The organism is Rhodanobacteraceae bacterium (assembly GCA_016713135.1).
Lineage (GTDB): Bacteria > Pseudomonadota > Gammaproteobacteria > Xanthomonadales > SZUA-5 > JADKFD01.
Window position 1 is genome coordinate 1 of the sequence record JADJPR010000010.1, and the last position, 26,251, is coordinate 26,251.

Sequence of the window (26,251 nt, forward strand, 5' to 3'; positions counted from 1 at the left end):
TGGAGCCGCCGCAATGAAGCTCTCGCGCCGGGAATGTCTGCGGGCCGGGCTGGTCGCCGGCGCTGCCATGGTGGCTCCGCTGCCCTTGGTCGCAGGTCAGGCGAACACAACCATCCGACTGGGACTCTGGGGCTGCAATCCGCGCGGGCTGGCGCTGGCGGTGTCGGCGCTGCGCAGCACGCGCGAGGTCGAACTCTTGGCCATTGCCGATCCCGATCCTGTGCGCGCCGCGCGCCGGCGACTTGGTGGCGCCATCCGGCGCACCGCGCAGAGCTGCGCGCGCGCGTGCGCATCGACGACGCGGCGGTGCTGGCGGGGCCTGCGGCGGCCGAGTCGCTCGCGGCGCTACCGATGGACGCTCTGATTCTGGCGGATCCGGGTGAAGCGCCGCCGGACGTGCTGCTGCAGCGGCACGCATGCGTGCTGCCGGGTGCGGTCGGCCCTGCGCTGGTTGCCTGCCTGCATCAGGCCCGGGCGCGGGCAGAGGCCAGCGGCCATGTGCTCGGCGTATGCGCCCCTGCGTCGCCCGGAGCACTTGCGTGCTCTGGCGCCGACCTGCGCGCGCAGTCGCTGGCGGCATTCTTCGGCGCGATCCGCCAGGGGCGTCGTGGCGATGCGGATGGGCGCGTCGCGGCACTGCTGGCGGCTGGATCCGTGCACCCGGCCTGACCGGCGGCGCGGCACCGCCGACGAACAGGATCGCAGCCGGTTCAGCCGGCCTTGCGACGCCGCTTCGGAGTGGCGGCCGCCGTGATTTCCGGCGCGGGCGTCGCTTCTGCGGCTGGCGCCGGGCGCGGACGCCGGGCGGGTTTCACCGGAGCCTTCTCGATCGCCGCTTCCGTTGGAGCCGCTTTGCGCACGCGCGGCTTGCGCACCGGCTTGGGTGCCTGCGAGGCGCCCAGCAGGGTTTCCTCCAGCTCTTCCAGCGCCTTGCCGGTGTAGGTCGCCAGGCGCTGCATGTGCGGCAGGGTGTCGCGGCAGCCGGTGAAGCCGAAGGCGAGGAAACCGGCGTAGCTCTGGCAGGTGATGTTCAGGGCCTGGCCGTGGGTCACCAGTGATACCGGATAGGCCGCTTCGAGGCGCGCGCCGCGGTAGTACAGCGGCTTGTCGGGGCCCGGCACGTTGGAGATCGTGATGTTGAACATCGGCCGCGTGCGCCCGCCCACACCGCTCAGCAGCGACAGCATGTAGGGCGCCATCAACAGCATGGTGTACTGCGTCATCGCCCGCTTCGGCAGGCTCTGCACGTGCGACTTGGCGCGTCGCGTGGATGCGGTGATCGCCTCCAGGCGCTCGCGCGGATCGTCGATGTCGGTGCCCAGCGTCGAGATGATGAAGGTGATCGCGTTGCCGTGGCCTTCATCGTCCTTCGGCCGCACCGAAACCGGTATGCCCGCGGTCAGCGGCTTGTCCGGCAACTCGCCGAGTTCCACCAGGAAGCGCCGCAGCGCGCCACCGCACAACGCGAGGACCACGTCATTGAGCGTGGCGCCGGCAGCCTCGGCGACGTTCTTCAGGCGCAGCAGTTCGAAGCGCTGGGTGGCGAATCGGCGCTGTCCGTGGATGCGCCCGTTGATGATCGAGATCGGCGCGTCGAAGGGAATCTGCAGCGTCTCTTCCTTGTTGCGCAGGGCGCCGACCATCGAGCCGAAAGCGCGCGCGATGTCCGGCAGCGACCCGACCTGGCTCTTGACCATCTCGACCACGCTGCCGATGACCTCGGCGGGAGTCGGCGCGGGTGCGCGCGGGCGCTTGCCCGCGGACTTGCGCGCCACCGCACCGGCGGCCCAGAAGGGCGGCAGCTTGCGGCTGGCCTTCTCGTCCGGGCTCATCGCTTTCTCCAGCAGCTTGATGCCGCCGATGCCGTCGATCAGCGAGTGATGCATCTTGACGTAGAGCGCAAACTGATTGTCCGCCAGTCCCTCGATCAGCACGCACTCCCAGGGCGGCCGCGCCAGGTCCAGTGGCTGGCTGTGCAGGCGCGCGATCAGCTGCCCGAGTTCGCGCTCGCCGCCGGGGCGCGGCAGGGCGGAGTGGCGCACATGGTGTTCCAGATCGATGTCGTCCTCGGTCTCCCAGGCAGGCATCAGCCCCTTCAGGCCTGGCGTGCGCAAACGCTGGTTCCAGGGGGGCGAGAACTTCTGGGTGTGACGGAACTCGTTCATCAGCTTGAGCAGGAAGTCCGCCGAGGCGTCGGGCGGCAGCGAAAAGCGCAACAGGCCACCGACATGCATCGGGGTGTCGCGCGACTCCACCATCAGCCAAGAAGCATCCAGCGGGTTCAGGTTCTTGCTCATAGCGCGCTCCCCGGGCAGTCGCATCTAGCATCGGTCAGCGCAGGAAGCGAAGTCCAGCGCTATCCGGGCAAAGCTACCTTTCCGGCGCGCAGCTTGAGCGTCGCTGCTGGCGGCTGGCCGATCTCGAACACATCCAGATCCCAGCCGTACCAGGTCCGCTCGCGACGGCGGCGCACATCGCGCCAGGGGATGCGCAGCGCCGCATGCGCGGTCCGGAAGGGCAGGGCCACGTCCAGGAACAGGTATTGCGCGTTGGCGCCCACGTGCAGCACGTACTTGTAGCGCACCGCACCCATGAATCCGAACTGGCCCGTGCGCATCGCCACCGGCAAGGGGCGCGGGTGGGCGTAGAGCCGGGCGAGGCGTCCCCAGCCGCCGAGCCTTGCCAGCCGCCAGTTGACGAACATCCAGATCGACGGAAACACCACCAGGAACAGTCCCACCGGCAGGAGCCACATCCACCACGGCTGCGTTTCGTTCATGTCTGGCCTCCGGGTCGCAGCGAAGCGCCGAACAGTCGCACGGCATTGTCACCCGTCTGCCGGGCGACGTGCTCCGGCGAAACCCCGCGCAGTTCTGCAACCGTGTGCAGCACCACCGGCAGCAGCGCCGGCTCGTTGCGCGCGCCGCGATGGAAAGCGTCGGGCTGGTCCGGTGCATCGGTCTCCAGCAGCAGGTGCTCGATGGGCATTTCCGCAACGATCCGGCGCAATCGGTTTGCGCGCTCGTAGGTGACCGGGCCGCCGATCCCAGGCTGAATCCCAGTTTCCACAACTGGCGCGCCTGCTCATCGCTGCCCGAAAAGCTGTGGACCACGCCGCGCGTTCCGCCGATCCGCCGCAGCGTCGCAATCACCTCGTCAACCGCGCGCCGCGCGTGCAGCACCAGCGGCAAGTCGAACTCGCGCGCCAGCCGTACCTGGGCGACGAAGTACTCGCGCTGCCGTGCCGGATCCAACCCCGGGACGAAGAAGTCCAGCCCGCATTCGCCTACCGCCACGGCACGACCGTCGCGCAGGTACCCGCGCACCTCATCAAGATTCTCGGGGCGATGCTCGGCCAGGTACATGGGGTGCAGGCCGTAGCCGGGGAAAACATCAGGCTCATCCCGAGCCAACTGCGCCAGTGCAGCAAACCCACTCGCAGCCACCGCCGGCACGATCTGCGCGACCACGCCCGCCGCTCGCGCCCGTGCCAGCACCGCGCCGCGGTCCGCGTCGAACTCGGGGGCGTCGAGGTGGCAGTGGGAGTCGATCAGCACGAGGGCATGAAGCGGGGCAGGGGGAAGGGGGCAAGGGGCCGGCCACTGGCTCTGGGAAGGCTCTCCCGCGACGACAGGTTGCCGGCACGAAGCAAAGGGCCGTTCCCCTGCCCCCTGACCCTTGCCCCGCTGTTCGGCCTCAAATCACCAGCCACGCTGCCAACCCCAGGAAGGCGCCCATGCTGACCACGTCGGTGGCGGTGGTCAGGAAGATGCTCGATGCGGTGGCGGGATCCGCGCCGAGGCGTTTCAGGAACAAGGGTACGCCGGCGCCGGCCATGCCGCTGATCATGCAACTGACGGTCATGGCGGCGAAGGTGATCAGGCTCAGCGTCAGCGGGGCATCGGACTTCTGCATCATTGCGAGCACGTACATCACGATGGCAGCCACCACGCCGGTCAGCGCGCCGTTGAGGAAGCCGAGCCAGGCTTCCTTGCCCATCAGACGCAACGCGCTGCCGGGCTTGACCTCGTTCAGCGTCATTCCGCGCAGGGTCACTGCCAGCGCCTGGCAGCCGGTGTTGCTGCACTGCCCGGACAGTACCGGGATGAACACCGCCAGCAGCACGATGCGGTCCACCGTGTCCTGGAACAGGCCGACCACGGCACCGGCGACGAAGGCGGTCAGCAGGTTCCGCTGCAGCCAGGGGTGGCGGAAACGCAGCGAGCGCGGCCAGGGCGTGCCCAGGCGTTCTTCCTTTTCGACGCCGACCATCGCACCGGCCTGCGCCGAGATCTCGAAGGCCTGCTGCTCGAACAGGACCGAGCCCTTGACCTGCCCGAGCAGCTGCCCGGACTCGCTGCACACTGGATAGACCGGGTAGTGCCGCGTGACCACCTCGCGCATCGCATCGGGCAGCGGCGTGCCCGGTTGCAGCGCGAATGGCGAGCGGACCATCACCGATTCCAGGGTGTCTTCGCGCGCCGAATACAACAGTTCGCGGAAGGCGACCACGCCGGTGAGGAAGCGCTGCTGGTTGATGCAGAAGACATAGACGATCTGCTTGGTGCGGATCACGTTGCGCAGGGTGTCGATCACCTCGCCGACCAGCGCGGTCTGCGGGAAGACCGCGGGCGCGCGCTCCATCAGGCGTCCGACGCTGCCTTCGGGATAGCGGTGTCCTTCCAGCCAGTCCGGGCCCGCCGCGGTCTCCGCGGCGATCGTCGCGCGGCGCTCGCGCGGAAACTCCTCCAGCACCTCGACCGCCTGTCCGGTACTCAGGGCGGCGAGTACCTGAGCAATTTCCGCATCGCTGTGCGGTGACAGCAGGTGCGCCGCGCTTTTCAGATCGGTCGCGCGCACCCGCTCGATCAGCGTGGGCATGAAATCGATCTGGACCGTGGGATCGGACATGAGCGCTCGTCGCAATGGTGCCGGGCAAGACTAGCAGCACGCAAGGAGCGGCAGCGCGGGATGGGACTGGTTGAACGCGGAGACGCGGAGGACGCAGAGAAAAGCAGAAGGAAACGGAGAGAAGCGAAGAGCGGAGGGAAGCGCGGAAGGTTCTCGGGTGTGGCCGTCGTTCGCCACGTGCGGCCGTCCATGACGATTCAACCTCTTTCGCTCTTCTCTGCGTACTCTGCGTCTCCGCGTTTGACCGGCCCGGGCCGGGCCGGGGGCGTGCACCAGAACGGGGAATGGCGTCGTTCAACCACTGTTCATGGTGCACCGCAACCGCGCAGACCTTGCGTGGGCACGCTGGGTGGAAACGCCGCGACGGGAAGCTTGTCAGGTGCAAGCAATTGATCTGTAGATGAATTTTCGTCGGGTTGGAGACCGAAAGGGCCCGCTGGAGTCATCGCTCCAGTCGCTGGCACCGCTCTTGCCACAGATCCATTGCTGCATTGCACCCAATCCCGTCCATACCAAGCAGGAGATTCGCAATGAAACGATGGCTAACCGGACTACCGCTAATGCTCGCTGCGGGTGCGGCCTGCGCCCAGGACGCGCCTACCTTGAGCGCGGGCGACACCGCGTGGATGCTGACTGCCACGGCGCTGGTGCTGTTCATGACCATTCCCGGGCTTGCGCTGTTCTACGGCGGCCTGGTGCGCGCCAAGAACGTGCTCTCGGTCCTGATGCAGTGTTTTGCGATCACTGCGCTCGTCACCGTGATCTGGGTGGTCTACGGCTACTCGATGACTTTCAGCACGACCGGCATGGAACAGGGCGTGGTCAACCTGAACTCGATCGTCGGTGCCTTCGACAAGGCCTTCTTCGCCGGCGTCGCCCGCGATGGACTCATCGTGGCCATCCCGGAGAGCGTGTTCGCCACTTTCCAGTTGACCTTCGCGATCATCACGGTCGCGCTGATCGTGGGTGCGATCGCCGAACGCATGCGCTTCTCGGCGCTGCTGATCTTCTCGGTGCTGTGGGTCACGCTGGTCTATTTCCCGATGGCGCACATGGTGTGGTCCGGCAACGGCGGCCTGCTGTGGGACTGGGGCGTGCTCGACTTCGCCGGTGGCACCGTGGTGCACATCAATGCCGGTATCGCAGCGCTGGTCGGCTGCCTCGTGCTCGGCAAGCGCAAGGGCTTCCCGAACACCGCGATGCCGCCGCACAACCTCACCTACACTGTGATCGGCGCTTCGATGCTGTGGGTCGGCTGGTTCGGCTTCAATGCCGGCTCGGCAGTCGCCGCCAATGCCAGCGCCGGCATGGCGATGCTGGTCACCCAGGTGGCCACGGCGGCCGGCGTGATCGGCTGGATGGCGGTCGAGTGGGCGGTGCACAAGAAGCCCTCGGTGCTGGGTGCGGCCTCGGGCGCAGTTGCGGGTCTGGTCGCGATCACCCCGGCCTCGGGCACCTGCGGCCCCGGCGGTGCGCTGGTGATCGGCCTGGCCGCCGGCGTGATCTGCTATTTCGCTGCCACCCGCCTGAAGCGCGCGCTCGGCTACGATGACTCGCTGGATGTGTTCGGGGTGCACGCGGTCGGCGGCATCATCGGTGCGGTGCTGACGGGCGTCTTTGCCGATGCCAGCCTGGGTGGCGCGGGCCTGGCCGAGGGTCAGACCATCGCCGGGCAGGTCTGGGTGCAGGTCAAGAGCGTGCTGTTCACGGTGCTCTACAGTGGCGTCCTGACCTTCATCATCCTCAAGCTGGTTGGACTTGTCGTGCCGCTGCGTGTCACGCTCGACGAGGAAACCGAAGGCCTCGACCTCGTGCTGCACGACGAGCGCGGCTACAACCTCTGATCGCCTGACACGGGAGTCCCAGCAATGAAAATGGTCGTAGCCATCATCAAGCCGTTCAAGCTCGACGACGTGCGCGAGGCGCTCACCGAGGTCGGCATGACCGGCATCACGGTCACCGAGGTCAAGGGTTTCGGGCGCCAGAAGGGCCACACGGAGCTGTACCGCGGCGCCGAGTACGTGGTCGATTTCCTGCCCAAGGTGAAGATCGAGATCGCGGTCACCGACGAGCGCGTCGACGCCGTGGTCGATGCGGTGCGCAAGGCGGCCAACACCGGCCGCATCGGCGACGGCAAGATCTTCGTCTACAACCTCGACCAGGTCGTGCGAATCCGTACCGGCGAACTGGACGGGGACGCGCTGTAGCGGCGAGTGATAGCGGGAGCGGCGCGCGTCCGCACGTTCCCGGGACTTGCCTGTGGGGAGTCCCGGGGAACGCCTGGCGGTGCGTCGGCACCCGGGGCTACACTGCCTCAGAACAACCCGATCCCGATCACCGCGTCGATCAGTTCCGCCTTGACCTCCGGCGCCAGCGGCTTGTGCCAGCGGGCGATGTGAACCGGGGTGTGCAGCGGCTCGAAGCCGCTGGCCATCGCCACCTCGCGCGCGCGGCGGTCGCCGCAGTGGCCGAAATAGGCATCGCACTCGCCGTCGAGACGCCTGAAGGCGTGCTTGAGCACCAGCGCCCATACGCCGCCAGCCTGCTGGACGAGGCCGCGTTCCTCCTCGCTCATGCGGCGCAGGGTGTTGCCGTCGCTGCAGAGGAGCCGCCGGAGAGGTAGCAGTTGCGCCAGCGCAGCATGTGCGAGAAGCCGGCCACGTGCAGCGCGCCACCGGTGTCCTTGTAGAAGGCGACGAAGTTGCGCGGGATCTCGGGTGCGTCGCCGGCGAACTTGCGCTTGAACAGATCGTTGACGAAGAAGCGCGCTTCGCCGAGTTCGGTGACGGTGAAGAAGGCGCGGCCGTCGGCGGTTTGCAGGGTCGAATCAGACATGCGGGGCCTCGCGGCTGAAATGGTGGTGGAGCAGGGCGGATAACTCGACCGGCGAGCGCCAGTCGGTGCCGCAGACTGGCCTCGGAATGCGCCAGCGGCTGCACGGCGCGCGGGTGTCGCCGGAAGTGATGAACGCGCCGCGCAGCCCGAGTTCCGCGGCATGCATGGGGAAGAAATCTTCGACCAGGTAGGCGTTGTCCTCGCCCCAGGGATAGGCGAACAACTGCGGCCGGCGCCCGCAGCGGCGCTCGATGTAGTCGCTCGCCTGGGCGATCTCGGCCATCGCGTCGGCCTGCGTGTCGATCACGCGGAAGCTGCCGCGCTGGTTGTCGCGCTGCACGCTGCGCTCGAGCGAAGGGTGGTTGTGGTCCCAGCTATGGTTCTCGATGGTCAGGTAGCCGCTGGCAATGGCTGCGGGCCACCAGTCGTCGTGCCAGACATCCAGCGACAGGAAGTCCTTGCGGTCGAGCTCCGCGCGCGCGGACGGGCTGGCGATGACGAAGCTCGCCGCCACACAGTGCTGGCCGCCGGCGGCATGGTGTTCGCGCAGGATGCGCAGGAAGGAATCCTGGTGGCCCCAGGCGGGGTGCTCGAAGTCGAGCGCGTCCAGTACCATGCCGTCGTCGAAGGTGATGGCGACGCGCGGCTCATCCGCCAGCGGCCGCGTGACCGCGTCCAGCGCGTGCACCAACCGCGCGCCGAAGGCCTCGACGGTGCGCAGATCCTCGCGCAGCGCGACATGATCGTTGGCCGCGTAGTCGTGGCCATTGACGTTGGTCGAGTGGTAGCAGAGGACGAGCGCGCGGTGTTGCATGGCGCCGACTATAGCGGCGTGCCTCAGCGCTGCACGAACAACTGCTCGGCGCGCCGGAACAGCACCCAGGAGGTGGCGATGTACTTGTCGCCGCCGCGCGGACGGTTGCCGCGGTGGGTATGGGTGAACGCTGCCGGGGCGATCACCATCGCGCCGGTCTTCGGTGCCACCTTGCGCTGCTGGAACAGGAACTCGGTCTCGCCTTCCTCGAATCCGTCGTTGAGGTAGGCGGTCCACAGCAGGACCCGGTGCAGCGCCTCGCACTGGGTGTCGCGCGGGTACTGCTCGCAGTGCCAATAGGGATAGCCGCCCTGGTCGGCGGTGTAGCCCTGCACGTTGATCGCCCCCGGACGGAAGGCGTAGCGCGCGATGTCGGACAGTTGCTGCTCGGGGATGCGCGGAAAGTCATCGGCGCGCAGCAGCCGTTCCTGGCCGTTGTCGGGATCGCGCCAGCCGAGCGCCAGCGGCGCGATCAGCACCTGCGGGTACTTGCGCAGGTAGGCGCACAGCGAGCGCATCATCGCGGTGTTCAGCATCTGCTCCACATCGCGCCAGTCGGCGTGCTGGCTGATGGTCAAATCGCGGCTGTCCTTGAGCGTGCGATCCACGCCGGAGCCCACCTGGCCGGGCTGGCGATGCGGACTGGCTTCGAAGCGCTGGATGATCGCTGCGCACGCATCGGGCGTCAGCGCATCGGGGTAGAACTCGATGAGGTCGTGCATATCCTGCCGCAGCCGTCTGCCAGGGGCCGAATCTACCCGCCCCGCTGCTTGCGCGGGAGGTGACTGACCAGGAAATCCATCTGGTCCGCCAGGATGTGGCGGTTGGACAGGATCAGATGCTCCACCCAACTCGGCCGGAAGGGCACCGCGAGCAGGGGCATGCCGGCCTGCTGCGGGGTGCGGCTGCCTTTGCGCACATTGCACGCGAGACAGGCCGACACCACGTTCTCCCACACATCGCGACCGCCGCGCGAGAGCGGCAGGACGTGATCGCGAGTGAGTTCGGCGCGCATGAACTGCTGGCCGCAGTACAGGCACAGATGGCGGTCGCGCGCGAACAGCGCCTGGTTGGTCAGCCCCGGGGCCGGATCGCAGCCCTGCGCCTTGGCGCGTGAGCGGCTGGCGACGATCGGATGCAGATGGATGACGCTCTGCTCGCCGCTGTCGCGATTCAGCCCGCCATGGACGGTCAGGCAGGGCTGGCCAAGGGTCCAGGACACCGCATCGCGTACATACAGACACACCGCGGACTGCCAACTGATCCAGTCGAGAATGCGACCGGAACTGTCCAGCGACAACACACGCGTAGTGTGGAGATCAGCGACCATGGATCCGCAGTGTAGCGGAATCGCGGCGCCACTGGCGCGGCAGCCGCGTGACGCTGCTGCGTCAAACGTGAAACGTGAAACGTGAAACGTGAAACGTGACGCTTCGCCAAGCCCGGGGACTCGTGCGATAGGTCAAACGTGAAACGTGAAACGTCAATCGAAGCGCGGGCAAATTGACGTCTTGCGTTTGACGTTTCACCCAGGCGCGAGGCCTGGGGCAAAGGCGTAAGAGTTAAACGTGACCTGATTCGTACCAATCCTCATCGCGGGAGCGCCCCAAGAGCAACAGCGTTTGGACAAGGTCCAAACCCACGCACAGCAAGCTCGCGGCATCTGTGGGTTCGGACCTTGTCCGAACGCCGCATCGCCGGTCCATCGGCGATGAGGATTGGTACGAATCAGGAAACGTGAAACGTGAAACGTCAATCGAAGCGCGGGCCCATTGACGTTTTACGTTTTACGTTTGACGTTTGACTGCGGCAACGCACCTGCTGGCCGCTGTGCGGCCAGCAGGTGGCGGGGCCGCTCAGAATCCGCGGTCGCCGCTGATGATGCCGCCGAGGCCGCCGAGGATCGATCCTTCGTCCTTGCTGCCGCCCTTCTGGTAGGCGGCGGCGTACATGCGCCCGGCGAGGCGCGAGAACGGCAGGCTCTGCAGCCAGACATGGCCGGGGCCGGTCAGGCGCGCGAAGAACAGGCCTTCGCCGCCGAACAGGATGCTCTTGACGCCGCCGACCTGCTCGACGTCGAAGTGCACGCTGCTGGTCAGCGCAACAACGCAGCCGGTGTCGACGTGGATGGTCTCGCCCGCCTTGAGCTCACGTTCGACAACGGTACCACCGGCGTGCACGAACACCAGGCCGTCGCCTTCCAGCTTCTGCATGATGAGTCCCTCGCCGCCGAACAGGCCGGTGAGGATCTTCTTCTGGAAGAAAATGCCGATCTGCACGCCCTTCGCCGCGGCGAGGAAGCTGTCCTTCTGGCACACGATCATTCCGCCGAAGTTGGACAGCGTCATCGGGATGATGGTGCCGGGGTAGGGCGCTGCGAAGGCCGCGCGGCCCTTGCCGCTGCCACCGTGGGTGAACACCGTGGTGAACAGGCTCTCGCCGGTGATCAAACGCTTGCCGGCGCCGACCAGCTTGTCGAAGAAGCCGCCGCCCGAGGACTGCTGACTGCCGTCGCCGAACACGGTCTCCATCTTGATCGCGACATCCTTGTACATCAGGGTGCCGGCCTCGGCCACGCAGCTTTCGCCCGGGTCGAGTTCGATTTCCACGAACTGCATGTCTTCGCCGTAGATCGTGTAGTCGATCTCATCGGCACGCATCGCGCCGCGCGGCGGCGGCGGCGCCGCCATCGCCGTGCCTTCGCTCTGGCGCAACTCGGCAACGTGGGCGATCGGCACCCATTCGGCGAAGCCGGCGCGCCAGCAATAGCCATTGGAATCCCGCTGCGCCTGGGCCACGGCGGCGGCATGCTCGAGCGGCCCGGACTGGGCGCCGTTGTAGCTGAAGTACCATTGGTGCATGGGAGGTCCTGGTGTTGGTTGCTGGTGTTGGTGTTGGACGAGGCGTCGGCGCGCGCTGGTTCCCTTGCCAGCAACCAGCACCGACAGCCGTTTCAGGCGCCGATCTGCTCGGCCACGCGCGCTCGGTCGTCCGGCGACAGTCCGAGCGCGGCGGCGAGTCGGTCGAGGTAGGCGCGTTCGGCATCGCTGTCGATGCTGATGGCGATCAGCGAGGCGGCGTAGGTTTCCAGGCGCAGCTCCGGACGGGTCGCGGCGACGATTTCATCCATGCTCGCGGGTGCGCGCAACTCGCCCATCAGGAACTGCTGCGTGGCGGCATCCAGGCCCGCTTCCATCGCGCGCTCGAGAATTCCGGCGCGTTCCTCGGCGTCGATCAGGCCGTCGGCATTGGCCGCCGCGATCATCGCGCGGATCAGGTGGGTGGCGTCGGCCTGCTGCGCCTGGGGCGCCGGATCAGGCGTCGACGCGACGGGCGTCGGCGCCACCGGCACGACAGCAGGCGTGGCCTGCGGCGGCCTCATCGGTGGGGGCGGCGGCGGAGGCGGCATCGTTGCCATCGGCTGCGGTGCGCCGGCCGGCGCCTGTGCCGGGGCGCCGGACTTGGACTTGTAGTGCTCCCAGGCGGCGATCGCGATGCCGATCGCGCCCACGCCCAGTTGGGCCTTGCTCACACCAGGGATGCCGAAGCTGGAAGAGCGGCGTCGCTCGCGCTTGCCGCCTCCGATGCCGCCCGACAGCATCTGGCCGAGCAGTTTCTCCACGTCGAACATTGCCAGTCTCCACGTTAGCTGATGGCTTGCGTCAGTTGCGGCCGGAAACTACTGCATCCGGCTGGCGCTGCAACAGTGCGCATCGCAAGGGGCTGCATGGCCTGCTCACGTCTTGTTGACGCGCCGACCCGATGCGATCATACGGGGCTGCCCCGGCGCCGGTACGGTTTGCGCAATGCTGACTGCTTCATCTTCGCGTGCTTGCCGTCTACACCAGATGCACGCGACGGTTCCGCCGGCGCCCGTGGGCCGCTGAGGAGCGCTGGATGGCGAGCATCGAATCGCGCGGTCCGCGGCAGATGCTGCAGGCTTTCCGCTACTCCATGCAGGGGCTGCAAGCTGCCTGGCGTTTCGAAAGCTCGTTCCGGCTTGAGTCGTACCTGTTCATGCTGCTCGCACCGTTGGGCCTGTGGCTGGGTGCGGACGCGATCGAAAAGGCGCTGATGCTGGGCGTGCTGGTGCTGGTCCTGGTGGTGGAACTGCTGAACGGCGCGATCGAAGCGATCGTCGACAAGACCACGCCGGAATTCAATGAACTCGCTGGCCGCTCCAAGGACATGGGATCGGCGGCGGTGTTTCTGTGCATGGTGAACGTGGTGGCGGTCTGGGGACTGATCCTGGTGCCGCGCTACGTGGGGAACTGAACCGAACAATGGAACACCTGCTGACCACGGAAGGCCTGATTGCACTGCTGACGCTGTCGACGCTGGAGATCGTGCTCGGCATCGACAATCTGGTGTTTCTGTCGATCGTCACCGCGCGCCTGCCGCCGGAGCAACGTCCCAGCGCCCGACGCTTCGGTATCGCGCTGGCCTGCGTCACCCGGATCATGCTGCTGCTGAGCCTGTCCTGGCTGGCCGGGATGACGCATTCGTTGTTCAGCGTCGGGGGCATGGGCTTCTCCGTGCGCGACCTGGTGCTGATCGTCGGTGGCCTGTTCCTGCTGGTCAAGGCGACCATGGAGATCCACGCGGAGGTCGAGGGCGACGGCGATGGTGACAGCAGCGCGCGCCCGGCCTCCAGTTACTGGGGCGCGATCGCCATGATCGCGGTGATCGACATCGTGTTCTCGCTCGATTCGGTGATCACCGCGGTTGGTATGGTCAACAACATCCCGATCATGGTCGCCGCGATCCTGGTGTCGGTCGCGATCATGCTGCTCGCCAGCAACCCGGTGGCCAACTTCATCGAGCGTCGCCCGACCCTGAAGATGCTCGCGCTGTCCTTCCTGATCCTGGTCGGCGTGGCCCTCATCGCCGACGGCTTCGAGTTCCACATCCCGCGCGCCTACCTGTACTTCGCGATGGCCTTCTCGGCTGGCGTCGAGGCGCTGAACATCCTGGTGCGCCGGCGCCAGGAGCGTGTGCCGGTGGACGGGGAGTAGTTGTTGAATCGGGTTGTGGGTTGTGAGTTCTGGGTTGTTGGCAGCGAAGCCTCGCCCGCCGTTGCTGCCCACAACTCACAACCCGGAACCCACAACCCGCCTCACCGGTTCAACGTCACCAGCGACACAAAGCCCGCCACCGCCAGGATGGCGAGCTGCCACAGGCCGAAGGCAATCACCCAGCCGTAGCGCGGATGGCCGCCCACGGCCGCGGTGCGTGAGGCGAACCACACGATCGAAGCGATGAAGATCGCCACGTCCACGGCGAGCAGCGCCATCGCCGCGCGTTCGGCGGTGGTGCCGCCGGTCTTGCCGAGCATCGCGGCGGTTGCGAACAGCGCCAGCAAGTAGCCGGCGGAGCTGACCAGCCAGATCATCCATGCGGCGCCGAGCAGCTTCATCGATCGCCGCCCGGTCGGAATCAGCGCGCGCCGCCGCTGGCGCGCTTCATCCACGGGGTCAGCACCAGCATGACCACGCCCGCGGCCACGCCGATCCACATCAGGCGGAAGAACACATCGGCGTAGACCACCAGCGCAGCAGCGGTGTCGAAACTGCCGTCCGGGCGCGGGTCAATCGAGGCCCAGGTGCCGAAGCGGCCCGCGACCATCTCGCCGAAGGCCGAGGCCAGGAACCACGCGCCCATCATCATGCCGACCACGCGCGGCACCGAGAGCGTGGTCACTGCCGAGAGGCCGATCGGCGACAGCACCATTTCGCCGAGGACCAGGATCGCGTAGGCCGCGATCATCCACCACAAGCTGACCAAGCCGTCGCTGCCCGGATTCTGCGCCGCGATGCCGAGCAGGCCGGTGCCCAGGCCGCAGAAGATCAGGCCCCAGCCGAACTTCGCCGACAGGCTGGGATTCAAGCCCAGCTTGTCCAGTCGCGGCCATAGCCAGGCAAAGATCGGGCTGAACAGGATCACGAAAATGGCACCGAAGGAGGTGGTCTGCCCGGCGGTCCATTCGACGCCAAAGGTGGTGCGGTCCATGCCGCGCTCGGCGAAGGCCACCCAGGTGCCGTAGCTCTGCTCGTAGATGCCCCAGAACAGCGCGCTGATCGAAATCAGCACCATCAGCACGATCATCTTGCCGCGCTCGATGCTGGTCAGGCCACTGAACAGGAAGCGCACGAACCAGATGGCCAGGCCGAGGCCCATGACCACTGCGACGACCTCGGTCAGGGTGACCTCGTGGCCGCCCGCCAGCGCGGTCAGCGGGCCGAAATCGATCTTGGTCTGCAGGATCTGCCAGACCACCACCACCGTGACCAGGCCCGAGAGGTAGATCACCCACTCGCGCGGCAGGCCGAAGACGATCTCCTTCAGGTTGGCCGGATGCGGCGGTTCGGCCTGACCCATCAGGTGCTTCTGGCCCCAGACGAACTGCACCAGGCCCGCCGCCATCATCACGCCCGCCAGTGCGAAGCCGTAGCCCCAGCCGTAGTTTTCGCCGATGTAGGCCACGATCAGCGAGGACAGCGCGGCGCCGACGTTGATGCCCATGTAGAAGATGGTGAAGCCCGAGTCGCGGCGCGGATCATTGTCGGCGTACAGGCGGCCGACGATGGTCGAGATGTTCGGCTTGAGGAAGCCCACGCCCACCGCGATCAGCGCCAGCGACAGGTACATCACCTGGATCGCCAGGCCATCGCGGACCGCGGCGCCGACGCTGCCGGTGGCCGGATCGCCGGTCCAGGCCATGCCGAGTTGGCCGAGCACCAGCAGCGCCCCACCGAACAGCACCGCCTTGCGCATGCCCAGCCAGCGGTCCGCGATCATCCCGCCGAGCAGCGGCAACGCGTAGGCCAGGCCCGCGTAGGTGCCGAGCAGCACATAGCCGTCGCTGTCGTTGAACAGGTGGTACTTCGTCAGGTAGAGGAACAGCAGCGCCTTCATGCCGTAGAAGGAAAAGCGCTCCCACATCTCGGTCATGAAGCAGACGTACAAGCCGACCGGATGGCCGAGGAATTCGCGATGGGCGACGGTGGCATTCGACACGGGCTCGGTACCTGGGCAGCGTGGAAGCGGCGAAGTATGCACCGCTCGCAGCGCCGGCGAGCGTTGGGCGCCAGGCGTTTGCTGGTCGTTTGTCGTTTGTCGCCGTTGGCTCGCGGCCTTTTGCTTCTTGCTGCGCGCTGGTCGCCGTTGTGGGAGCGGGCTCCGCCCGCGATCTTTGCTGGGGTGTAGACATCTGTAGAAGCAATCAGCGTCTCGGCCTGACGGCCGTGGGTCTCTTTCTGCTTGCCCGGAATGGAGTCACCAGGAATGAGGACTCCCAGCGACCGCGTCGGCCGCGCATCCCGCGCCCGGTGCCCTGCGGTGGCGTTGCGAAGCACGCTGTCCGGTCGGCTCTCGCTTGCGGACTGCATTCGATGGCGTCCAGCGCATCGGTTCAACCCGCGCAGACGCTCAATCGAAACCGTCGCCGAATAGCGGCGACTGTTCCCAGCGCGATTGGATCTCGCCGATCGGGCGCCCGGCCAAATGGTCCAGGCCGAGCGCGCGGCGCTCGCGCGCCAGCGCTTCGTGCAGGTCGCCACTGGCGTGCGCCTGCAAGCGTCCGAGTGCCTCGCTGAGCGACTCCTGCATCGCCTCGCTGACGAGCGCCTGGCCATCGCCGTCCAGCCAGTTGTCGATGGCCGGCATCCACGCGTCCTTGAGCGCCCAGAGCTGCGGCACGAACTGCGGATCGGCAATGCTGGCGGCGTACAGATCGGGCCCGAGTCGGGTGTACAGGCTGGCGTAGTACTGACCTGCGGCCGAGCCTGCCAGGCGCTCGTCGCGTACGCGGCGCAAGCGGTCCAGTTCCGTGCTGCCCTCCGGGCTGGCGCTTTCATTCGCTTCCCCCAACAAGATGGCCATCATCTGGAACAGTCTTTCGAGGAAGCAGAACTCCGGCGGCGGCTTGATGCCGACGACCGTCACCGTCATCCTGCTGTTGGACCCGATCATGCCGGCGCCCGCCGGCGCGACCTCAGTCAGGTCCAGGGTCCAGCGTGTGCCGGGCGCCGCATTGACGGGCGCGTCCGCCGCCAGCGTGCGCAGCCCGGCGCCCAGATCCTCGGACCAGGCGACCGGTGGGCCGGAAATGGTGCTCGCGACCAGATGGACGCTGGTCTGGACCGTGCTGAAGGGCTGGAACACGAGGTGGCCCGCCACGTTCGGCGCCGGGTACAGGCCGTAGGGAGACACGAACTCGACCACCGGAACCACGCTGCCGGCTGGCTGCGCCTGCCACAGGGTCGTCGTTTGCAGCGGATGTGCCAGGGCCAGCGTGGGGGTCGCTCCGAGCGACAGGCGGTCGGCCGACCAGGCGCTTTCGAGCGTCTGCAGCGCGCCTTCAAAGCCATCGCCGATGCGGCGGTACACCGGCGAGCCGCGCTGCGCGGGCGTCGGGGCGTTCTCGTTGGGGCGCGCAGCGACCAGGTCCTGGTCGCCGTCGCCGTCGGCGTCGATCAGGGCGAAGTCGCGGGTGATGCCGATGGTGCTGCTCGCCAGCGGCAGCCCGAAGAAGCCGCTGGGAGTCGCGCTGACCCAGGTGTCGCCGCTGGCGGTGGCGAGTGCCACCCGATAGGAGGCGCTCCCCGATCCGGGCTGCAGCAGGGCGGCATGCACCAGGCCGCTACCGCAGGGCTCGGTCGGGGCGAGCACATAGGGCGCGCCCGGGATCGCACCCAGATGGCGCCACAGACGGCAGCCCTCGCCATAGACCAGCAGGTCCGGATAGCCGTTGGCATCGACGTCCGCCACGCTCGCCCCCACCGCGCCGGGGTGCGCCAGCGTCTGCTGCAGCGCCAGCACAGGCGGCGTCTGGTGCAGACGATTGTCGAACAGCAGCGGGTCGCGGCCGGTCCCGCGCACCAGCAGCAGGGCCGGCGGTGTCGCAGGGTTTGCGTCGGTATCCACCGCGACCACGCGCATCGCCAGATCGTAGGCCAGCGTCAGCGGGAGTCGATTCAGCTGGCCGCGCGGACCACCCTGCGCGCCACCCTGGTTGATCCAGATGGCCAGCGCGTCGTCGCCCGAGTCCTGCACCACCGCGAGGTCCGGGTCCCCATCGCCATCCAGGTCCTGCACCAGCAGGTCCTGCGGCGCGACCACCGGGTACGCGCCGGCATCGCGAAAGCGCAATGGGCTGCCGGCCACCTGATGCTGGACCAGCAACTTTTCCTGGGTGTGCGTGTCGGGAAAGGCCACGAAGCTGATCCCGGCCAGGTCGACCAGGCCGTCGCCGTCGAAGTCCGCCGTCCCCACCCGCGCCACCGGGTATCCGCGCATCGCATCGACCGCGACCGGGCGCAGCAACTGGGTTTGCGCCCTGACCGGATTCGACGCCAGCGACGTACACGCCAGCACCAGCAAGACTGCCCCTGCTCGCATGGACCAGTTCCCTCATTCGACCCGGATCGGGCCAGGTTCAGGGTGCACCTCCGTGGTAACCGGCCGAGAGGGCAGGACGTGGGCTTGACAGACGAGTTCGGAGGTGTCTTTGCTGCCGACACGCTCAGGCCGGTTTTCAGCCGCCTCGATCGCCCCGGGCCGTTGCGCTGCGCACACATGCAGCTGGCTAATCTGGCCGGACCTTCCGCAACACACCGCCCGATGCTGCGAGCACTCGCCAGCCTGTTCGTCTACACGCGCTTCTACACGCGTTTCAGTCGCGTCGGTTTGCGCCAGCGCCAGCGGGCCTGGCCAGCGTACCCCGAGCAGCTGGACGGCCAGACCTGGCTGGTGACCGGCGCCAGCGGTGGCATCGGCGCGGCGATTGCGCGCCTCGCGCATGCACGCGGTGCGCGCGTGCTGGCGGCGGCGCGCAGCCGCGAGAAGCTGATGCAACTGCAGGGTGCGGGCGACACCGGGCGACTGCAACTGCTGCCGGCGGACTTCGCGAGCATCGGCGACACCCGTCGCCTGGTCCAGGAACTGCGTGCGCGCGGCGAGCGCATCGATGTGCTGGTCAACAACGTGGGTGTGCTGCAGGACCGCTTCGAGCGCACGCCCGAAGGCCTGGAAAGCTCATTCGCGACCAATCTGCTCAGCCACTTCGTCCTCACCGAGGGCCTGCGCGCGGCCGGGTTGTTTGCCCGGGATGCTGCGGTCATCAACATGAGTTCGGGCGGCATGTACGGTGCGCCGCTGCGGCTGTCCGAGATGAATGCGCCGAGCGCCGCCGAACACGACGGCATGGCCGCCTACGCGATGCACAAGCGCGCCCAGGTGGAGCTGACGCGTGCGTGGAACCAGCGCTGGGAGGGCCAGCCGCGGGTCTATGTCATGCACCCCGGCTGGGTCGACACCGCGGGCGTGCAGACCGCGCTGCCCTGGTTTCGCGCCACCCTGAAGCGCTCGCTGCGCAATGCGGAGGAGGGCGCCGACACCGCGCTCTGGCTGGGCAGCAGGCGGCCGCCGCTGGCGGAAGACGGTGGCATCTGGCTGGACCGCGTGCGCGATCCGGAGCATGCCTTCGCACTGACCCGCAAGACGGCGGCGACGGCCGCCCAGCTGCACGAATTCCTCGCGGCACAGGCCGCCTCGATCACCCGCTGAAGGACACCCCGATGACTTCCCGCCTGCTCGCCCTGGCCGTGTTGCTCGCACTCGCCGCCTGCGCCGGCCCCGCTGCGCGCCAGCGCGCCCCGCTGGAAGCTGCGCCATCGGTGGATTTGCCGCGCTTCATGGGCACCTGGCATGTGATCGCGCACGTGCCCTACTTCTTCGAGAAGGGCAAGGTCGCCACCCGCGACGAATACCGCCTGCGCCCGGATGGCCGGATCGACAACGACTTCGTCTTCAAGCAGCGCTTCGGCGAGGAAGACCGGCGCTGGCGCGGCATCTCCACCGTGGTGCCGGGCAGCGGCGGCGCGCGCTGGAAGGTCCAGTTCGTGTGGCCCTTCTCGACCGAACTCGTAGTGCTGCACGTCGATGCCGACTACCAGGGCGCCGCGCTCGCCACGCCGGACCGCAAACTCGCGTGGGTGTTCGGCCGCGAGCCGACGATGGACCCGGCGCGCTACGATGCGCTGGTCGCCAGGCTGGCGCAGCAGGGCGTCGACAGCACGCAGCTGCGGCTGGTGCCGCAGCTGCCGCCGCCCTGAGTGAGCCGGTTCAACGCGGAGACGCAGAGGACGCGGAGAGCAGCGAACAGGCGCATCGGCTTCCGGGGCATTGGCGCAGGCGCCGCGCCGGCCTATCGCAGCTGCCAGCAAGGCAGTCGGCGCCGATTGAACCGCTTCAGCCCTCGACACCCGCCAGCTCCGCGCTGCCGGCAAGCAGGCGGTCGCTGAGCCTGCGCGCGGGGATTCCGGCGCCCGCTGCCGTCAGGTAGCGGTTCTCGCACTCGTAGGTGGGGTAGGGTGGGGTCAGGCTGGCGCTGGCGCTTTCGTCGCGCGACACCACCCGGCGGACGCCGCCGGGCGTGGCGAAGGCCTCGAAGTTGCGGATGACCACCTCGTTGCAGGCGGTGTCGAAATCCTCCGGGAAGCCGGCGCCCTGGTCGGGGAATTCGCGGATGAACAGGATCGCCGACAGGATTCCGCAGGACACGTACCAGGCGGTCGCGTTGGTGAAGGCGAGCAGCGCGGGGTCGAGTTCCGCCTGGGTGCAGTCGAAGCCGGTCGACCAGGCGCGGCCATCGCGGCGGACGATCAGGGTGCCGACCAGATCGCTGCCGTGGCCGGGATCGGCCTCCTGCGAGACGCAGGTCGACACATAGGGCACGCCGAGCGGGATGCGGATGCGGCTGACCTCGCCGATCGGGCTGCACTCGTAGATGAACTGGACTTCCGGATGGCGCCCGTGGCGGCGCACCAGGTAATCGGCGATGGTGTAGGTCTCCTCGTGCGCGACCACCCGGCCGTGCACGATGTGATCGGCCAGGCGCAGGTCGCGAGCCATCGCCCGCGGGTAGCACTCGTTGCGCACCGCGGTCATGCCGGCGGTGGCGCTGCGGCCCTCGGCCTGCGGCGGATAATCCACGTGGGCCACCGATTCCAGGTGGAACTCGAGCACGTTCCAGGTGTTGTAGAACACCTCCGGCGCGGGCACGAAGCCAGGCCGGAACACCAGGGTGTCCTTCTCGTAGACGTAGACGCCGGCGAGGTCGGCGGCCAGCGCCGCCTCGCTGCAGCCCCAGGCGCGCGCCGCGTCGGCGAGCGCCTTCTTGAAGTAGTGGTTGACCATGCCGATGTTCGCGCCATTGCCGACCAGGCAGGTCGGCTGGCCGGGCAGCACCGGCTGGTCGCGGACCACCTCGACCACCGGCTCGACGAACTGGCGCAGGATCCCGTGCAGCCGGCGGTAGTGATCGGTCTTCTGCTGCGTCTGTTCCTTCCACAGATCGCAGACGGTGTTGCTGAAGTGCCGTCCATGCGCCAGGCACCAGCGCAGCAGCTCGGCGGTGTTCACCTCCACGCAGGTCTCGACCACGATGCTGCCCGGCGCCGTGAGGCGCTGCAGCACCTGCGTGTAGTTGTCGGCGTGCACCCGCAGCTGCTCGAAACGCCACTGGTTGGCGGCATTCGGGAAGTCCCGCGCGAGCCGCTGGCGGCCATCGGCGATCACCGCCTCGCTGAGGTCGACGATGGTGCCGCGCACGCCGCGGAAATGGCGCTGCAGGCCGGCGAGCACGCCCTTGCCGACGACCCCGAAGCCGATGATCAGGATCGAGAGCGGGCGCGCGTTGGACTGTTCCAGGGCGGTCTCGAAGGGATTCATGCCGGGTGTCCTGTCGGGAGTGGATGGGCCAGCGGCGCCGGCACTCACAGCTGCGCCAGGGTCTGCGCCCACCAGGGTGGCAGGGCGAAGGCCGCGCGGTGGACCTCGGGGTTGTAGAAGCGCGCCTCCAGCTCGCGCCGCGGCTCGCGCACGGAGGCGCCGTGGCGGGAGTAGACGAAGAAGGTGAACAGGCCGCCGGGATAGGTCGGCACGCGCGAGATGTAGGCCTCGATGGCGCCGAAGGTGGCGCGCACGCGGCGCAGATCGGTCAGCGCCGCGCAGTTCACGTCGCGCGACATGCTCGCGCCGTGCGCGCCATTGGCCACGATGTCGGAGTCCACACAGACGCCGTGCTCGCCGAGGCAGGCCTTCAGGTGAGCGTAGAAGGTGTCGGTGAACAGGCTCTGCGAGGGCTCGGTGGAATCGGTCGCGTCGATGATGACCACGTCGAACTGCTCGCCGCGCGCGGCGGCCTGCGCGATGTAGTCGGCGGCGTCCATCACCTTGAGGTCCAGGCGCGGATCGTCCGGCCGGCCGAGCGCGAACAGGTCCTCGCAGATCGCCAGCACGCGCGCATCGATCTCGACCATCACCAGCTGCTCGATGCCCGGGTGGCGCAGCACCTCGCGCGCCGCGCCCCAGTCGCCGCCGCCGATGATCAGCACCCGCCGCGGGGGCCTGGCCACGCCGGCCAGCGCCACGTGCACCACCATCTCGTGGTAGATCGCCTCGTCGGCGTCGGTGCCCTGCACGGTGCCGTCGAGCGAGAACACCCGGCCGAGTTGCGGATGGTCGTGGATCTCGATCAGCTGGAACGGGCTGCGTTCCTCGTGCACCGGATGCAGCGCCAGCGCCTGGGTGGTGCCGAGTTCCACCGTGGCCTCGTGCCACCAGTGGCGCGGATCGCCCTCGGGTGCGGTTTCCTCGACCAGGTCCAGCGGCCCGCGCCACCAGGTGGGCAGGGCGAAGGCCGCGCGATGCACCGCCGGGTCGTAGTGGCGCCCGTGGCAGGCTGCATGCGGCGCGCTGCAGGAGCCGCCATCGGCGCGGTGCAGGTGCAGGATCACGAAGCAGCCGGGCGACAGCGCAGTCGGCACCACCGCGCGCTCGGCGGGCCCGAGAGCCTGCGCCGCGGCGAACTTCGGCCCGGGGTACAGCCCCGAGCGCTCGCGTCCGAGCGCGGTGCGCGCCGCGACGCAGCACACGCCGTCGGCTGCCAGCAGGCCCGCCAGGTCCGCGTCGGGCGCCGGATCGTCGGCGAGCAGATCGGCCACGATCACCTGGAAGCGTCCTTCCGGCGCCGCGGTGACCACCCGCACGCGCGGATCGGCGAACACCGTGCCGCCCGGCAGGTGGCGCTGCGCCAGCGTCACCGCCTCCGGGTGCGCCACCCACACCACCACCTCGCGGACGAAGGCGTGGCGCAGGGCCTCGACCGCCAGCCCGCCGTCCTCGCCGCCGAGCACCAGCACGCGCGCGCCGGCCGGCCACGGGCCACCGCCGCACAGCGGCAGGTGCGCCGCGAGTTCCGCGTAGGCGCGGTCGCTCTCGACGCTGCGCAGCGCCCCGGCGACCGCGAGCATGCGCCCGTGGTGATCGTGGTCGAAGGCCTGCGCCGTGCCCAGCGACTCGCGCGGGCGGACCTCGAAAGCATTGCGGTGGCTGGGGCCGGGCCAGCGGTCGTGCCACCAGCCATTGAGTTCGGTGTGCATGCAATGCCTCCGTCTGCGCCGCGTGGGGTCGTCGGCAACGCTAGGGGGCGCTTCGTCCGGGCGGTATCGTCCAGGTTGCGTACAACTGTAATGGAGGTTGTATCTGGCGGATTTGCAAAGACTATTCCGCTGCTTGGCAACCACCGTGATAGCGCCGGGCAACCTCCGTGATACTGCCCACAAGCCGTTTGGCGCTCTGATGCCGGGGCCGTGGACAGCGCCTTCCGGTCGCGTCCGCCCACGCCTTCCATCCCAGGAGCACGCCATGCCGATTCCGCCCAGCATCCCCATCGATCCGCGCCGCCTCGGCCGCAGCGAGCGCCAGATGGTGTTCGCGCTGGCCAGCCGCGGGCCGCTCGGCTGGGGTGCGCTGCTGGATGCACAGGACGCCTGCATCCCCGAGTTCGTCGCCGCGCTGGAGCGCTTGCGCGCCTGCGGTCTGGTGAGCGTGGCCGGCGGCGAAGTGCGCCTGGTGCAGCCGGTCGCCGCGCCGGCGCCGGTGGCATGCGCCTGCCGCGCCTGCGACAGCCGCGGCTATGTGGCTGCTTCGGACCTGCCGGCGCTGGGCGAGCTGCAGGCGGCGCTCGAAGGTCGCCCCGAACCCAATTTCGCCTTCGACCAGGGCGCGATCCCGGCCGAGGAATCGCTGCTGCGGGTCGCGGCGATGCAGGACCGCGGCGACCTCTGGGGCCAGTCGGTGCTGTTCGTCGGCGACTTCGACCTGACCAGCGTGGCGCTGGCGCTGTCCCGCCAGGCGGCGCGCATCGTGGTGCTCGACATCGACCCGCGGGTGGTCGACTTCGTCAACCAGGTCGGCCAGCGCTACGGCCTGCCGCTGTCCGGGCGCGGCTTCGACGTGCGCCAGGCGCTGCCGGATGACCTGCGCCGCAGCTTCGATGTGTTCGTCTGCGATCCGGTCGAGACCCTGCCGGGGATCCGGCTGTACCTGTCGCGCGGGGCGGCCGCGCTGCGCGGCGAGGCCGCTGCGGTGTGGCTGGGGCTGACCACGGTGGAGGCCTCGCGCCGCAAGTGGTTCGACATCCAGCAGGTGCTGGCGCAGATGGGCTTCGCCCTCACCGACATCCGCCGCCGCTTCAGCGGCTACCCGGACCACGACGCGCCGCTGGAAGTGGCTGGCCTGCAATGGCCGGTGTTGAGCGAACTGGGTGCCGGCGGGGCGCATCACCGCTGGTACACCGCGTCCTTCCTGCGCGCAGAAGCCATCCGGATGCCCGAGCCGGCGGTGGAGGGGAGCGTCGAGATGGGCGAGGAGCTGTACCTGGACGACGAGGCCTGGGCCACGCCGCGCGCCGTGGTGCCTGCGCTGCCGTGATCGCCCGCCTCGCCGTCCGCGCCGACCGGGTGTTCGATCTCCGCCCCGGGGAGCGCGCGCGCGTGGCCGGTTTGTTCGCGGTCTCGCTCGCCTTCGGCTTTGGCCTGAGTGCGATGGAGATCGCGGTGCTGACCAGCCTGCTGGCCTCCGGCGCGCCGGACGGGATTCCCTGGGCCCAGGTGGTGGTGGGCGCCACCGTGCTGGTCGCCGGTGGGCTGCTCACGCTGCTGCGCGCGCGGCTGTCGCCGGCGGCTTTCGTCGGTGCGCCGGTGGTGCTGCTGGGCGGCGCCGCGCTGCTGGTGCTGCCGCAGCAAGTCGCGGATGCCCCGGCGCTGCCCGGCCTGCTGCTGCTGATCGCCAGCCACGGGGTGCTCTCGGCCGTGGCGATGGTGGCCTTCTGGACGCTCGCCGGGCGCGCGCTGGACGTGGCCCAGAGCGCGCGCCTGTATGGCCTGGTCAGCGCCGGCGAGCTGGTCGGCATCGCGCTGGCGGGCCTGCTGGCGGCGCCGATGCGCGCCGCCTTCGACCTGCCCGTGCTGCTCGCCGGCTCGCTCGCGCTGCTCACCCTCACCGGGCTGGCGCTGCTGCCCTTCGCGCGCACGGTGCAGGCGGGAAGCGATTGCGAGGAGGCGCCGCCGGCCGCCGCCGCGGCGCCCCTGGAACGCGCCCACGTGGCGCGCTGCGTCGCCTACTACAGCGCCTACAACCTGACCTACTACCTGATCGAGTTCACCCTGTTCGTGGCCATCCAGCGCGCGTGGAGCGGCCAGCCGGAGGCGATCGCCGCTGCGCTCGGCGCGCTGACCGCGCTGCGGGTGGGCGTGGGGGTGGCGTTCCGGTTGTTCTTCACCGGCCGCATGCTGGCGCGCTTCGGCCTCGGCATGGGCCTGGCCAGCACCCCCGTCGCGGTGCTCGGATTGTGCGGCCTGGGGCTGCTGGCGCTTCCGCTCGCGGGCTCGGTGCTGGTCGCGGCCTTCGCGCTGTCGGTGGGCGAGTCCGCCGCGCGCAATGGCCTGGGCAAGCCGGCCTTCATGGCCGCGCAGCGCCCGCTCTCCAGCGCCCCGCGCGAGCGCACGGTGACCCTGATGGAAACCGTGGTCGAGCCGCTCACCACCGGGCTCGCCGGCGCCTCCATCCTGCTGCTGCCGGTGGCCTGGCTGTCCGGTCCGGCCCTGTTGCTGGTGCCGATTCCCACCGCTCTGGCCTGGCTCGCGGCCGCCGCCGCGCTCGGCCGTTCCTATCGCCGTCTTCCCGCTGCCCACGCCTGAGGCCTGCATGTCGCGTCCGCCCCTGCACCCCGAGATCCACCGCTACGACCCGCGCTTCATCGGCCCCGCCCTGCGCCAGGGCGTCGCTGGCGCCGCCACCGAGGACGCCGAGCAGATCTATCGCTTCAGCCTGTTCACCCCGGAGTTCTGCCGCCTGCTGGTGGAAGAGGCCGAGCACCACGGCGGCTGGAAGACCGGCCAGGACGTCAATGAGAACCCCTTTGCGCCGGACCTGGACGATGTCTGCGAGCCGGACACGGTGCTCTCGCTGCCGGCCATCGGCGGCCTCGGCGCGGTCTACGAGGAAGTGATCGAGCGCCACCTCAAGCCGCTGGCCGAGCACCTGTGGCCGGTGTTCAAGGTGCAGAAATGGGATGCGCCCTACCTGCTGCGCTACGAACCGGGCGTGGTCCAGGGCATGGCGGCGCACTACGACCTGGAGACCTGCTCGATCGTCTGCTACCTCAACGACGCCTTCGAGGGCGGCGGCACCTATTTCCCGCGCTGGGACTACACCCCGGGGCGGGTGACGCCGGGTACTGCCGTGATCTACCCGGGCGGCCTGTCGCATGTGCATGAGGGGCGGCCGATCACCGCCGGGCGTCGCTACGTGCTCTGCTCCTGCTTCTACTGATGGGCCTGCTCG

25 protein-coding genes and 1 pseudogene are annotated in these 26,251 nt (G+C 68.8%); 10 read left to right on the forward strand and 16 right to left on the reverse strand.

Translation table 11 applies throughout. The annotated features are described in order from the left end of the window. Positions 1-285 precede the first annotated feature (285 nt). The gene (locus tag IPK27_10060) at positions 286-669 is read left to right on the forward strand and encodes a hypothetical protein (protein ID MBK8067946.1); all 384 of its coding nucleotides are present in this window, start codon (positions 286-288) and stop codon (positions 667-669) included. A gap of 41 nt (positions 670-710) precedes the next feature. Here the strand turns inward: IPK27_10060 and IPK27_10065 are convergent, their stop codons facing one another. The 4 genes and pseudogenes from IPK27_10065 to IPK27_10080 form a co-directional block, all read right to left on the reverse strand. Continuing rightward, on the reverse strand, positions 711-2,297 hold the full coding sequence (locus IPK27_10065) for a wax ester/triacylglycerol synthase family O-acyltransferase (GenBank protein MBK8067947.1): 1,587 nt from the start codon (positions 2,295-2,297) through the stop codon (positions 711-713). Between the two features lie 59 nt (positions 2,298-2,356). After that, positions 2,357-2,779: a hypothetical protein gene (locus tag IPK27_10070; protein ID MBK8067948.1), complete on the reverse strand. Its 423-nt coding sequence runs from the start codon at positions 2,777-2,779 to the stop codon at positions 2,357-2,359. Then, a pseudogene (locus IPK27_10075) lies at positions 2,776-3,554 on the reverse strand (TatD family hydrolase). The gene IPK27_10070 and the pseudogene IPK27_10075 overlap by 4 nt, the downstream one beginning before the upstream one ends. 142 nt (positions 3,555-3,696) lie before the next feature. Beyond that, the gene (locus IPK27_10080; GenBank protein ID MBK8067949.1) at positions 3,697-4,881 is read right to left on the reverse strand and encodes a magnesium transporter; all 1,185 of its coding nucleotides are present in this window, start codon (positions 4,879-4,881) and stop codon (positions 3,697-3,699) included. A gap of 560 nt (positions 4,882-5,441) precedes the next feature. Between IPK27_10080 and IPK27_10085 the strand changes: the two genes are divergently transcribed. Further along, complete coding sequence (locus IPK27_10085; protein MBK8067950.1) at positions 5,442-6,755, forward strand: ammonium transporter; 1,314 nt, start codon at positions 5,442-5,444, stop codon at positions 6,753-6,755. Positions 6,756-6,779: 24 nt separating this feature from the next. Further along, entirely contained in the window at positions 6,780-7,118 is a 339-nt protein-coding gene (locus IPK27_10090; protein MBK8067951.1) for a P-II family nitrogen regulator, read from the forward strand. A 107-nt stretch (positions 7,119-7,225) separates the two neighbouring features. Here IPK27_10090 and IPK27_10095 read toward each other — a convergent pair whose 3' ends face one another. The 7 genes from IPK27_10095 to IPK27_10125 all read right to left on the reverse strand — a co-directional run bounded on the left by IPK27_10095 (position 7,226) and on the right by IPK27_10125 (position 12,191). Beyond that, entirely contained in the window at positions 7,226-7,486 is a 261-nt protein-coding gene (locus IPK27_10095; protein MBK8067952.1) for a hypothetical protein, read from the reverse strand. After that, entirely contained in the window at positions 7,483-7,746 is a 264-nt protein-coding gene (locus IPK27_10100) for a hypothetical protein (protein MBK8067953.1), read from the reverse strand. The genes IPK27_10095 and IPK27_10100 overlap by 4 nt, the downstream gene beginning before the upstream one ends. Then, positions 7,739-8,560 carry a polysaccharide deacetylase family protein gene (locus IPK27_10105; GenBank protein MBK8067954.1) on the reverse strand — a complete coding sequence of 274 codons (822 nt, stop codon included), beginning with the start codon at positions 8,558-8,560 and terminating at the stop codon, positions 7,739-7,741. Before IPK27_10105 ends, IPK27_10100 begins: the two co-directional genes overlap by 8 nt. A 23-nt stretch (positions 8,561-8,583) precedes the next feature. Continuing rightward, positions 8,584-9,282, reverse strand: coding sequence for a 2OG-Fe(II) oxygenase (locus tag IPK27_10110; protein MBK8067955.1), 699 nt, complete (start codon positions 9,280-9,282; stop codon positions 8,584-8,586). A 32-nt stretch (positions 9,283-9,314) separates the two neighbouring features. Beyond that, positions 9,315-9,890 (reverse strand): HNH endonuclease, encoded by a 576-nt coding sequence (locus IPK27_10115; GenBank protein ID MBK8067956.1) that lies wholly within the window; start codon positions 9,888-9,890, stop codon positions 9,315-9,317. Between the two features lie 526 nt (positions 9,891-10,416). Then, positions 10,417-11,421: a TIGR00266 family protein gene (locus IPK27_10120; GenBank protein MBK8067957.1), complete on the reverse strand. Its 1,005-nt coding sequence runs from the start codon at positions 11,419-11,421 to the stop codon at positions 10,417-10,419. A gap of 92 nt (positions 11,422-11,513) precedes the next feature. Next, positions 11,514-12,191 carry a tellurite resistance TerB family protein gene (locus tag IPK27_10125; protein ID MBK8067958.1) on the reverse strand — a complete coding sequence of 226 codons (678 nt, stop codon included), beginning with the start codon at positions 12,189-12,191 and terminating at the stop codon, positions 11,514-11,516. 266 nt (positions 12,192-12,457) lie between these two features. Between IPK27_10125 and IPK27_10130 the strand changes: the two genes are divergently transcribed. Then, positions 12,458-12,835 carry a diacylglycerol kinase gene (locus IPK27_10130; protein MBK8067959.1) on the forward strand — a complete coding sequence of 126 codons (378 nt, stop codon included), beginning with the start codon at positions 12,458-12,460 and terminating at the stop codon, positions 12,833-12,835. Between the two features lie 8 nt (positions 12,836-12,843). Next, entirely contained in the window at positions 12,844-13,575 is a 732-nt protein-coding gene (locus IPK27_10135) for a TerC family protein (GenBank protein ID MBK8067960.1), read from the forward strand. A gap of 101 nt (positions 13,576-13,676) precedes the next feature. On the opposite strand, the gene IPK27_10140 is transcribed toward IPK27_10135, so the two are convergent. The 3 genes from IPK27_10140 to IPK27_10150 form a co-directional block, all read right to left on the reverse strand. Continuing rightward, on the reverse strand, positions 13,677-14,030 hold the full coding sequence (locus tag IPK27_10140) for a hypothetical protein (GenBank protein ID MBK8067961.1): 354 nt from the start codon (positions 14,028-14,030) through the stop codon (positions 13,677-13,679). Continuing rightward, the gene (locus IPK27_10145) at positions 13,997-15,577 is read right to left on the reverse strand and encodes an MFS transporter (GenBank protein MBK8067962.1); all 1,581 of its coding nucleotides are present in this window, start codon (positions 15,575-15,577) and stop codon (positions 13,997-13,999) included. The genes IPK27_10140 and IPK27_10145 overlap by 34 nt, the downstream gene beginning before the upstream one ends. Before the next feature lie 411 nt (positions 15,578-15,988). Continuing rightward, on the reverse strand, positions 15,989-17,959 hold the full coding sequence (locus tag IPK27_10150; protein MBK8067963.1) for a hypothetical protein: 1,971 nt from the start codon (positions 17,957-17,959) through the stop codon (positions 15,989-15,991). Positions 17,960-18,181: 222 nt separating this feature from the next. Between IPK27_10150 and IPK27_10155 the strand changes: the two genes are divergently transcribed. Continuing rightward, a complete protein-coding gene (locus IPK27_10155; GenBank protein ID MBK8067964.1) occupies positions 18,182-19,126 on the forward strand; it encodes an SDR family NAD(P)-dependent oxidoreductase in 945 nt (314 codons plus the stop codon). Positions 19,127-19,137: 11 nt separating this feature from the next. After that, positions 19,138-19,674, forward strand: coding sequence for a lipocalin family protein (locus IPK27_10160; protein ID MBK8067965.1), 537 nt, complete (start codon positions 19,138-19,140; stop codon positions 19,672-19,674). Positions 19,675-19,810: 136 nt separating this feature from the next. On the opposite strand, the gene IPK27_10165 is transcribed toward IPK27_10160, so the two are convergent. Together IPK27_10165 and IPK27_10170 are read right to left on the reverse strand one after the other, a co-directional pair. Continuing rightward, entirely contained in the window at positions 19,811-21,292 is a 1,482-nt protein-coding gene (locus tag IPK27_10165) for a saccharopine dehydrogenase NADP-binding domain-containing protein (protein MBK8067966.1), read from the reverse strand. Positions 21,293-21,336: 44 nt separating this feature from the next. Continuing rightward, positions 21,337-23,004 carry a hypothetical protein gene (locus tag IPK27_10170; protein MBK8067967.1) on the reverse strand — a complete coding sequence of 556 codons (1,668 nt, stop codon included), beginning with the start codon at positions 23,002-23,004 and terminating at the stop codon, positions 21,337-21,339. 265 nt (positions 23,005-23,269) lie between these two features. Between IPK27_10170 and IPK27_10175 the strand changes: the two genes are divergently transcribed. The 3 genes from IPK27_10175 to IPK27_10185 are packed head-to-tail and all read left to right on the forward strand — an operon-like array spanning position 23,270 to position 26,239. Further along, positions 23,270-24,337, forward strand: coding sequence for a bis-aminopropyl spermidine synthase family protein (locus tag IPK27_10175; GenBank protein MBK8067968.1), 1,068 nt, complete (start codon positions 23,270-23,272; stop codon positions 24,335-24,337). Beyond that, positions 24,334-25,605 (forward strand): hypothetical protein, encoded by a 1,272-nt coding sequence (locus IPK27_10180; protein MBK8067969.1) that lies wholly within the window; start codon positions 24,334-24,336, stop codon positions 25,603-25,605. Before IPK27_10175 ends, IPK27_10180 begins: the two co-directional genes overlap by 4 nt. A 7-nt stretch (positions 25,606-25,612) precedes the next feature. Further along, the gene (locus tag IPK27_10185; GenBank protein ID MBK8067970.1) at positions 25,613-26,239 is read left to right on the forward strand and encodes a hypothetical protein; all 627 of its coding nucleotides are present in this window, start codon (positions 25,613-25,615) and stop codon (positions 26,237-26,239) included. Positions 26,240-26,251: the final 12 nt, after the last annotated feature.